The 9,520-nt window shown below is 72.5% G+C and carries 10 protein-coding genes; 1 reads left to right on the top strand and 9 read right to left on the bottom strand.

Going from position 1 to position 9,520, the window contains the following annotated elements; genetic code table 11:
• Positions 1–702 (bottom strand): DUF8832 domain-containing protein (locus C1I95_RS28545; RefSeq protein WP_499877993.1); only part of this gene is annotated, 702 nt, incomplete at its 3' end.
• Positions 703–771: 69 nt separating this feature from the next.
• Complete coding sequence (locus C1I95_RS28540; RefSeq protein WP_111218437.1) at positions 772–2,928, bottom strand: RecQ family ATP-dependent DNA helicase; 2,157 nt, start codon at positions 2,926–2,928, stop codon at positions 772–774.
• Between the two features lie 117 nt (positions 2,929–3,045).
• Between C1I95_RS28540 and C1I95_RS28535 the strand changes: the two genes are divergently transcribed.
• The gene (locus tag C1I95_RS28535) at positions 3,046–3,840 is read left to right on the top strand and encodes a hypothetical protein (RefSeq protein ID WP_111218435.1); all 795 of its coding nucleotides are present in this window, start codon (positions 3,046–3,048) and stop codon (positions 3,838–3,840) included.
• Between the two features lie 60 nt (positions 3,841–3,900).
• Here C1I95_RS28535 and C1I95_RS28530 read toward each other — a convergent pair whose 3' ends face one another.
• The 7 genes from C1I95_RS28530 to C1I95_RS28500 form a co-directional block, all read right to left on the bottom strand.
• Positions 3,901–5,031, bottom strand: coding sequence for a branched-chain amino acid ABC transporter permease (locus C1I95_RS28530; RefSeq protein WP_111218433.1), 1,131 nt, complete (start codon positions 5,029–5,031; stop codon positions 3,901–3,903).
• Entirely contained in the window at positions 5,028–5,918 is an 891-nt protein-coding gene (locus tag C1I95_RS28525; protein WP_111218431.1) for a branched-chain amino acid ABC transporter permease, read from the bottom strand. Before C1I95_RS28525 ends, C1I95_RS28530 begins: the two co-directional genes overlap by 4 nt.
• The gene (locus C1I95_RS28520; protein ID WP_111218429.1) at positions 5,918–6,649 is read right to left on the bottom strand and encodes an ABC transporter ATP-binding protein; all 732 of its coding nucleotides are present in this window, start codon (positions 6,647–6,649) and stop codon (positions 5,918–5,920) included. The genes C1I95_RS28525 and C1I95_RS28520 overlap by 1 nt, the downstream gene beginning before the upstream one ends.
• The gene (locus tag C1I95_RS28515; RefSeq protein ID WP_111218427.1) at positions 6,646–7,389 is read right to left on the bottom strand and encodes an ABC transporter ATP-binding protein; all 744 of its coding nucleotides are present in this window, start codon (positions 7,387–7,389) and stop codon (positions 6,646–6,648) included. The genes C1I95_RS28520 and C1I95_RS28515 overlap by 4 nt, the downstream gene beginning before the upstream one ends.
• 7 nt (positions 7,390–7,396) lie before the next feature.
• Positions 7,397–8,602: a substrate-binding domain-containing protein gene (locus tag C1I95_RS28510; RefSeq protein WP_111218425.1), complete on the bottom strand. Its 1,206-nt coding sequence runs from the start codon at positions 8,600–8,602 to the stop codon at positions 7,397–7,399.
• A 272-nt stretch (positions 8,603–8,874) separates the two neighbouring features.
• Positions 8,875–9,126 (bottom strand): hypothetical protein, encoded by a 252-nt coding sequence (locus tag C1I95_RS28505; RefSeq protein ID WP_111218423.1) that lies wholly within the window; start codon positions 9,124–9,126, stop codon positions 8,875–8,877.
• On the bottom strand, positions 9,123–9,329 hold the full coding sequence (locus tag C1I95_RS28500) for a DivIVA domain-containing protein (RefSeq protein ID WP_233513945.1): 207 nt from the start codon (positions 9,327–9,329) through the stop codon (positions 9,123–9,125). Before C1I95_RS28500 ends, C1I95_RS28505 begins: the two co-directional genes overlap by 4 nt.
• Between the last annotated feature and the right edge of the window lie 191 nt (positions 9,330–9,520).

Below are 9,520 nucleotides of genomic sequence, written 5' to 3'. Positions count from 1 at the left end.
GACCAGGTCCACGCCGAGCGTGGTGGCCGTCTGCCGGCCGTCGTCGGCGAGGGCGGTGAAATCGGCGTACGCCCGCCAGATGCCGGGCTGCGGCAGGGTCAGCGGCACCGACCAGGTGCCGTCCGCCGCCATGGTGGGGTGCAGGTGCTGGTAGCCGGTCAGGTCGCGGCGCACCACGATCACGTGCATCGGCTTGTCGTGCACGACCGCGAACCGGGTGACCGCCCGGCGTTGCCCGTCCCGGATCTGGAACCGCAGCTCACCCGCACGGCCGGCGGTGAACTCGGCGGCCAGCGGGATGAGCGTGTAACCGTCCCGGCTGACCGCCAGGCCACCCGCCTCGGCCGCTGCGGCCTGGTCCGCGCCGTGTGAATGCGCCCCGAGGCCGGGGGCGTGGGCGTGGTCGGCCAGCGCGCTGTCCGCCCCGCCCACCGCGACCGCCACCCCGCCGTTGTTCAGCCGACCGAGCCCGAAGCCGACCAGCACGGCCAGCACCAGCCCGGCGACCACCAGAGCCAGCCGCAGCGTGGCCCGGTCCGGCACCGCCGAGACCCCGTCCGGCCGGTCCGGCACCGCCGAGACCCCGTCCAGCCGGTGCGACACGGCAGGGGGCGCGCCGGCGTCGTCGCCCTCCCCCGCCGCTGGCCGGCGAGCGACCCGGACCGACCCGAGCACGGGCGCGTCGGGTTCCTGGTCAGCCATGCGCCCACCGTACCGTCGGACCCGTCGGCCGCCCGGCGGGTCCGACCAGCCGTGGTTCGGATCGCATGGTCAGCCGGCGACGGCGAGGGCCAGGGGTAGCACAGCGGGGACGCCGGCGCGGCGGAGTTCGCGGGCGGCCATGGTCATCGTCCAGCCCGAGTCGACCAGGTCGTCGACGAGGAGCACCGGGCCGGCCAGGTTGGCGAGGGCGTCGGCCAGCGCCTCAGGCACCGCGAGGGCACCGTGCAGGGTGCGTACCCGCTGGGCGCTGTTGCCGCGCGGGCCGGCGGCGGCCGGCGGACCGGCCCAGCTCACCCGGCCCAGCAGCGGCAGCCGCCCGACGGCGGCGACCCGGTCGGCCAACGAGCCGACCAGCAGCGGGTGGGTACGCGAGTCGACCGCGACCACCCCGACCGGCCGGCTCGGCCACGGGTCGTCGCCGTGCGCCCACGCCTTGAGCACCTCGATGACGGCGGCGGCCACGTCGTCGGGCACGGCGGCGTCCGGCGCGCCCGGCCCGACCAGCTCACGCAGCTGCCCACCCCAGCCGAGGTCCGACAGCCGGCCGACCACGCGGCCGGGCAGCGCCTGCTCCGCCGGGGCGATGCGCCCCTTCAGCGGTACGCCGACCGACTCCAGCCCGGTCGGCCAGAGCTTCTTCGGCGCGATCTCCACGCCGGGGCGGCCGAGGAAGGTCTGCGCGGCGGCCAGCGCGGCCGGTGACACCTCGGCCGTGAACAGCGCCTCCGCACAGCGGTCACACCGGCCGCAGTCGACCGCCTCCGCGTCGTCCAGGCACTCGCGCAGGTACCGCATCCGGCAGCCGGTCGTCGCCGCGTACCCGAGCATGGCCTGCTGCTCGGCGGTGCGGGCGGTGGCCACGCGGCGCAACCGGGCCGCGTCGTAGACCCAGGGCTCGCCGGTGGCGAGCCAGCCGCCGCGCACCCGGCGGACCGCGCCGTCCACGTCGAGCACCTTGAGCATCAGCTCCAGCCGGGCCCGGCGCAGGTCGACCAGCGGTTCCAGGGCCTGGGTGGAGAGCGGCCGGTCGGTGTGCAGGGCGGCAAGCACCGCGCGGACCTGCTCCTCGGGCGGGAAGGCGAGCGAGGCGAAGTACCGCCAGATGGCCGCGTCCTCGGTGCCGGGCAGCAGCAGCACCTCGGCGTGCTCGACGGCCCGACCGGCCCGGCCGACCTGCTGGTAGTAGGCGATCGGCGACGGCGGCGCGCCAAGGTGCACCACGAAACCGAGGTCCGGCTTGTCGAAGCCCATGCCGAGGGCGCTGGTGGCGACCAGCGCCTTGATCTTGTTGTCGAGCAGGTCCTGCTCGGCGGCGCGACGGTCGGCGTCCTCGGCCTGCCCGGTGTAGGCGGCCACCGCCCAGCCCCGCGACCGGAGGAACTCGGCGGTCTCGGTCGCCGAGGCGACGGTCAGGGTGTAGACGATGCCCGAGCCGGGGAGCCGGTCCAGGTGGTCGGCGAGCCAGCCGAGCCGGTGCGCCGGGCTCGGCAGGTCGAGTACGCCGAGCCGCAACGACTCCCGGTCCAGGCTGCCCCGCAGCACCAGGACGTCCGGCCGGTGCGCGGCCGGTGCGGCCAGCTCGGTGCCGAGCTGCTCGGCCACGTCCTGGGTCACCCGGGCGTTGGCGGTGGCGGTGGTCGCCAGCACCGGAGTGTGCTCGGGCAGGTTGCCGAGGAAGGTACGCAGTCGGCGGTAGTCCGGTCGGAAGTCGTGCCCCCAGTCCGACACGCAGTGCGCCTCGTCGACCACGAGCAGGCCGGTGGTGGCGGCCAGCTTCGGCAGCACGCCGTCCCGGAAATCCGGGTTGTTGAGCCGTTCCGGGCTGATCAGCAGCACGTCCACCGCGCCGGCGTGGATCTCGGCGGTGATCTCGTCCCACTCGTCGAGGTTGGCCGAGTTGATGGTCCGGGCCCGGATCCCGGCCCGCGCCGCCGAGTCGACCTGGTTGCGCATCAGCGCCAGCAACGGCGACACGATCACCGTGGGCCCGGCGGGGCTGGCTTGGTCACGCAGCAGCGCGGTGGCCACGAAATAGACCGCCGACTTCCCCCACCCGGTACGTTGCACGCAGAGCACCCGCCGCCGGTCGACCACCAGCGCCTCGATCGCCCGCCACTGGTCCTCGCGGAGCCGGGCGTCCTCGCCGGCCAGCCGCCGCAGCACCGCCTCGGCCCGCTGCCGGACCGCCGTCCGTTCCTGGCTCATCCGGCATTTCTACCAGCGTCCGCCCCCCGGGTTCGCTCCTGTCGAGCACGTGATGCCGGCGGCGGCCCGCAGCGTTTAAGGTCGTACGGTTCTCGTTCGATCCAGGAGAGAGACGAAATGACTCAGCGAACCGGCACCACCGCTACCACCCGGCGCCTCGCGGCCACGGCGGTCGCCCTGCTGGCCGCGACCCTGGTGGCCGGCTGCGACGACAAGTCCGACCGGGAGGCGGCTGCCCCGCCGGACCCGAAGCAGGAGCTGTTGGCGGCGGTACCGACCGAGCAGGACCTGGCCTTCCGCTTCAGCACCAGCGACGCCTCGGGCGACGTCTCCGGCGTGGTCGACCCGGCGAACCGTGGCATGGACATCGACACCGTGACCAAGGACAAGGACTTCACCCTGGAGATGTCCTTCCGGATGGTCGAGTCGCGCACCTGGATGAAGGTCAACTTCAAGGGCGCCCAGGACATCCAGAAGCTGATGAAGTTGCCGACCAAGTGGATGGAGCTGGACCCGACGAAGATCGAGGGACCGGATTCCCTGCCCACCTACGAGGGCACCGACCCGGGCAACGCCGAGGCGATCATCCGCGCGGCCACCGACGTCCAGGCCGGCGAGGGTGGGACGTACACCGGCCTGCTCGACCTCGCCGCCGAGCCGGAGCTGGTGGACGCCCTGGAGGGGATGGCCACCCTCGGCGACGCCGCCGGGCAGATTCCGCTCACCGCGGTCGTGGACCCGGACGGCAACCTCTCCTCGCTCACCCTGGAGATCCCGGCGGCCGGCAAGCAGAAGGCGTCGGAGTACGTCGTCGAGTACTTCGACTTCGGCAACGCCCCGGAGATCGTCGCCTTCACCGACGACGTGGCGCAGAAGGCGCCAACCGCCGCGTACGACCTGCTCAACAGCTGACCCAACGGGTGCGGGCGGTGGCGGGGCGACCCGCCGTTGGGTCGCCCCGTCAACGGGTAGTCAGCTCTCCCGGCGTGAGCCGAGGCGGAGGGAGTTGCGGAGCAGGGCGAGGCGGGGCGCGAGGCTGGCCACGCCGCCGGGGAAGAAGTAGACGGCCAGGATGAAGACGGTGCCGAGGACGAAGAGCGGTTGGGACAGCGGGCGGCTGAGGAACGCCGGCAGCGCGTCCACCGCGCCGGAGGTGCCGAAGGACACCAGGCGGTGGTCCAGGTACATGTAGAGGATGCCGCCGAGCACCGGGCCCCAGCGCGTGCCCGGCCCGCCGAGCACCACCATGACCAGCAGCGACAGGGTGAGTTCGCTGCTGGTGATGTGCGGTGAGGCGCCGCCGACGATCAGGCAGTAGACCACCCCGCCGGCCGCCGCCAGGCCGCCGGCCAGGGTGAAGGCGACCAGCTTGAACCGGTACGGGTCCAACCCGAGCACCCCGATGCGCCGCTCGTCGTCGCGCAGCCCGGCCAGCACCCGGCCGGTCGGCGAGCCGGTCACCCGGTGCACCACGAAGACCACCACGACCAGGTACGCCAGCGCCAGCCAGTACAGGTTGACCGTGTTGGCGACCCCGACCAGCCCGGACGGCAGCCCCGAGACGTCGAGCGGCAGCCCCTCCTCGCCGCCGGTGAGCCCGCCGAAGTCACGGGCCACCAGGATCGCCCCGACCTGGGCGAAGGCCAGCGTCACCATGGCGAAGGCGATCCCCACCGTACGCAGCGCCACCGCGCCGATCAGACCGGCCAGGATCGTCCCGCCGATGATCGCCAGCGGCGCGGCCTGCCACAGCGGCAGCCCGGCCCGGGTGATCAGGATGTCGGTGCCGTACACGCCGGCGGCGAAGTACAGGGCGTGCCCGAAGGAGAGCATCCCGGTCCGCCCGAACAGCAGGTCGTACCCGGCCGCCAGGCCACCGAAGACCAGGCAGACGGCGAGCAGTTGCAGGGTGCCCGGCGAGTTCAGCGCGCCCTCGAGAATGCCCGGCAGATGCAGCGTCGAGTACGGCAGGATCAGCGCCACCGCCAGCACGACCAGCGGCAGGTAGGGGCGTACCCGGTGCCACCGGACCGGTTCTTCGGTCAGTTCGGCCGGCACCGCTGCCGGCGGCGCCGCGGTCTCGGGACTCTTGACCTCGGTCATGCCGTTGCCACCTTTCCGGCGATGCCCTGCGGGCGCAGCAGCAGCACCACGGCCAGCAGCGCGACCACGCAGATGTCGCCCAGCCCGGAGGTGCCGTAGTAGTTCACGAACTGTTGCAGCAGCCCGACCGCGACCGCCGCGTACGCGGACCCGACCACCGAACCCATGCCGCCGATCACCACCACGATGAACGCGAAGATCAGCAGTGAGCCGCCCTGCTGGGGCGAGACGGTGCCGAAGTAGACGCTGCCCAGCGCGCCGGCCAGCGCCGCCGCCGCCCCGCCGATGGCGAAGACCAGGGTGAACGCCTTGCGTACGTCGATGCCGAGCGCGGTGACCATCTCCCGGTTCTCCACCCCGGCCCGGATGATCAGGCCGTACCGGGTCCAGCGCAGGAAGGCCAGGATCGCGCCGAGCACCAGCGTCGCCGCAGCGATCAGCAGCAAGCCACCGTTGGGCACCTGCGCGCCGAGGATCGAGGTCACCTGCCGGGTCCACTCCGGACGCGGGAACGGCCGGGCGTCCGCGCCCCAGGTGGCCTGCAACAGTGCCACGCCGGCCAGCGAGAGACCCACGGTGACCAGCACCTGCTCGATGGTGCGGGAGTAGAGCGGCCGGATCAGCACCAGCTCGACCAGCACCGCCATCAGTGTGCCGGCGGCCACCCCGAAGGCGACCGCGACCACGAACCCGAAACCGTCCGGCCCGGCACCGGGCAGGTTCCCGGCCGCCCACCAGGTGGCGTACGCGCCGACGCCGAGGAACAGCCCGTGCGCGAAGTTGAGCACGTCGGCCAGGCCGAAGACCAGCGACAGCCCGGAGGCCACCAGGAAGTACAGGGCGGCCAGGCCGAGCCCGGTCAGCGTCAACAGGATGATCGCGTCCATCAGTGGTGCACCTCCGCCGAGCCGACACCGAGCAGCGACCTGGTCAGCTCGGTCTCCCGCAGCAGTTCCTGGGCGTCGCCGGTCCAGGCGACCTTGCCGGCGGCCAGCACCACCGCGTCGCGGGCCAGTCGCCGGACCACGGCCAGGTTCTGCTCGACCAGCAGCACCGGTACGGATTCGGCCACCCGTTCCAGTACCTCGGCCACCTCGGTCACCACCTTCGGCGCCAACCCCTTGGTCGGCTCGTCGACCAGCAGCAGCCGGTTGTCGTTGAGCAGCACCCGCCCGATGGCGAGCATCTGCTGCTGCCCGCCCGACAGCGACCCGGCCCGTTGCCGGGCGCGCCGGTCCAGCTCCGGGAAGAGCGCGAACACCCGGTCGTACGCCGGCGTGCTGCCCCGCCGCTCGGCGAGCCGCAGGTTCTCCGCGACGGTGAGCCCGGCGAAGACGCACCGGTCCTCCGGCACGTAGCCGAGCCCGCCGCGGACCAGGCGGTGGGTCGGTTGGGCGAGCAGGGTCTGCCCGCCCATCCGGACCGTGCCGTGTGCCTCGCCGTTGCGGGGCGTCAGCCCGACGACGGCGCGCAGGGTGGTGGTCTTGCCGACGCCGTTGCGGCCGAGCAGCACGGTGACGCCGGTCGGGGCCACCGTGAACGAGACCCCCTGAAGGATGTGCAGCCCCGCGATCCGGACCGAGAGATCCGCCACGGTCAACACCGGTTCGACGGTCACAGCTGCTCCCCGAGGTAGGCCTCTTGCACGGTCGGGTTGGCCATCACCGTCTCCGGGGTGTCGCAGGCCAGCAGGGCGCCGTGGTGCATCACGGCGATCCGGTCGGCCAGCTCCAGGATCACGTCCATGTGGTGCTCGACCATCAGCACCGACCGCCCGCTGTCCCCGGTCAACGACCGGATCACCCGGACCAGTTCCGGCACGTCCTCCGCGCTGACCCCGGCCATCGGCTCGTCCAGCAGCATCACCCGCGGCTCGCCGGCCAGCAGCAGGGCGATCTCCAGCTTGCGTTTCTCGCCGTGGGCGAGGGTGCCAGCCAGCGCCGTACCCCGGTGGGCCAGGCCCACCCGGTCGAGCGCCGCGTCGGCGGCGGCGGCGACCCCCCGGTCGGCCGCCGCCCGCCGCCACAGCTTCATCGAACCCCCGCGGTACGCCTGCACAGCGAGCCGGACGTTCTCCCGCACGCTCAGCGAGCCGAAGACCGAGGACGCCTGGAAGGTACGACCCAGCCCGAGGCGGGCCCGCCGGTGCGGCGGGAGGGCGGAGATGTCCCGCCCGTCCAGGGTGACCCGACCTTCGGTGGCCCGGCGCAGGCCGGTGATCAGGTTGAACAGCGAGGTCTTGCCGGCACCGTTCGGCCCGATCACGCCGAGGAACTCCCCGGGCGCCAGGTCGAGGTGGACGGAGTCGACGATGGCGACCTCACCGATCCGCCAGGTCAAACCGCGGGTGGCGAGCATCGGATCCTCAGCCCTTCATCGCCTGAACCGGCGGGGCGGTCTCGTCAGCGGTGAGCGCCTTCTGGGCGGCGGCGTTGAAGGTGTCGCCGCTGCCGGTCAGGCTCGCCTGGTACATCGGCTGGAGCAGGGCGTGGTCCTCGGCGCGGATGGTCATGGTGCCCTTCACGCCCTCGAAGCTCCAGCCCTCCAGCGCGGTGATCATCTTGTCGACGTCGTCGCCGCCCTCCTGCGCGGCCCGGACCACCATCTGCGCGGCGGCGAAGCCGTCCGGGTGGAACAGGTCGAGCGTGCCGCCGGGGATCTTCGCCTTCGCGGCCTTGGCCGCCTCGGTGTCGCTCGCCCCGTCGAAGTAGTGCGAGAGGAACGAGATCTTGCTGCCGGCCGCGCCGAAGGTGGGCCACGAGGCGCGGATGTCCAGCCCGGTGACGACCGTGGTGGAGCTGAGTACGCCCTGCTGGTCCAGGGTCTGCCACATCGCCGGGGCGGTGGTGCCGGCCCAGGCGACGAAGAGCAGGTCCGGCTTGGCGGACTTGATCTGGCTGGCGAACGGGGTGAACTCGGTCGCACTGGCCGGGGCCCGGACGGCGCTGACGGTCGCGCCGGCACCACCGATGACGGCCTTGACGGCCGCCTCGTTGGCGTCGCCGAACGCCCCGTCCTGGGCGAAGACCACGACCTTCTTGCCGGCCGGGTCGCCGATGAACGACTTGGCGGTCACCACGTCCTGGTAGGACTGCCGACCGGACCGGAACGTGTACTTGTTCGCGCCGGTCACCGCGTCGGTGGCGGCCGGCCCGGAGATGAACAGAACCTGGTTCTGGGCCGCGATCGGGGCCACCTGGAGCGCCACGCCGGACGCCGTCGAGCCGGCAATGATCTTGTGGCCCTTGCCGATTAGATCCTTGGCCGCGGAGACCGCCTTCGCCGGGTCACCGGCGTCGTCGACCTCGGTGATCTCGATCGCCCGGTCGCCCACCTTGTTGCTGCCGTTGGTGGCGAAGTCCAGGCCGGCCTTGAACCCCTCGATGTACTGCTTTCCATAGCTGGCCAACGCTCCCGACTGGGAGTAGACCAGACCAACCTTCACCGGGGCGGCACTGTCGCCGCCGCCGTTGGCGGTGTCCTGTGGGCTGCCACAGGCCGTGGCGGCGATCGCCGCGGCCATCATCGTGGCGGCGGACAGGAACACCCGCCGTGTCGTCCGGACCGTCATTGCGACTCCACGTGAGGATTCAGAGGGAGGAAACCTTATGTGTCGGCTCACGCTAGAAGTGACGTCACCCACGAGCTATGTGGCGGAAACACACAAGTAACCAGGGTGGGATGGCCCTGGGTTACAAGTGTGATGACCAGGCAGTGACAGCCCAGCACGACGATGGCCCACGGTCCCACGACCGCAGGCGCCCGTGTGTCGCCCCCCGCCACTACCGCCGCCGGCTGATGATCACGCTCGATCCCAGGTTGAGCACGACCGGCTGGGTCACGTCACCTCCTGGGCAGCTGGCAGGGTCCGTCGTGGTCGGCCACGCGCGAGCACCGGCCGCCGCCGTCGAGCGGACGGTCGCAGAACACCCAGTGGCGTACGAGCTGGGCATCCTCTTCGGAGACCGTCGTGCCGGCCGGCTCGATGTCGGGAAAGAAGCTCAGCGCCCGGGTGACCGTCCGGGCGAACCGCCTCGCGGCGGCCAGGTCGGTGGCGCGTACCGGCAGGTGCACCACGAATCGCTCGCGGCTCACCGCCGCACCCCCGGCGCGAACCGGGCCTGCCAACTCCGCAGCGCCTGCTTGATCCGGACGTTCTCCTCGGCGACGTGGGCCTGGTCCCGCCGCGCGGCGGTCAACTCCGCGGCGACCCGGTGCAGGAAGGCGTGCACCTCCTCCGGATCCAGCCCGCGCCGCACCGACCGGAACTGCCGATCCCGGATCTGTCTGGCGGTCAACGGAAGGCACGACTCCGACCGGTACCACCCACCGTTCGGTGCGCGGTCCTCCCGCCTGGGTCTAGTCGGCCGAAACAGGTTGAGCAGGTTACGCACCGGGCCTCCTCATCACCTCGTCGTCGCGACCGCCGTCGCCCGCTCTCCGTGCGGCGGCGACCCCGCTACCTTTCACCCAGCGACCACCCACCCAG

The organism is Micromonospora craterilacus, from assembly GCF_003236315.1.
Classification (GTDB): Bacteria; Actinomycetota; Actinomycetes; order Mycobacteriales; family Micromonosporaceae; genus Micromonospora; species Micromonospora craterilacus.
The sequence above is the reverse complement of the archived record's forward strand: the minus strand, read 5'-3'. Positions and strand labels throughout refer to the sequence as shown.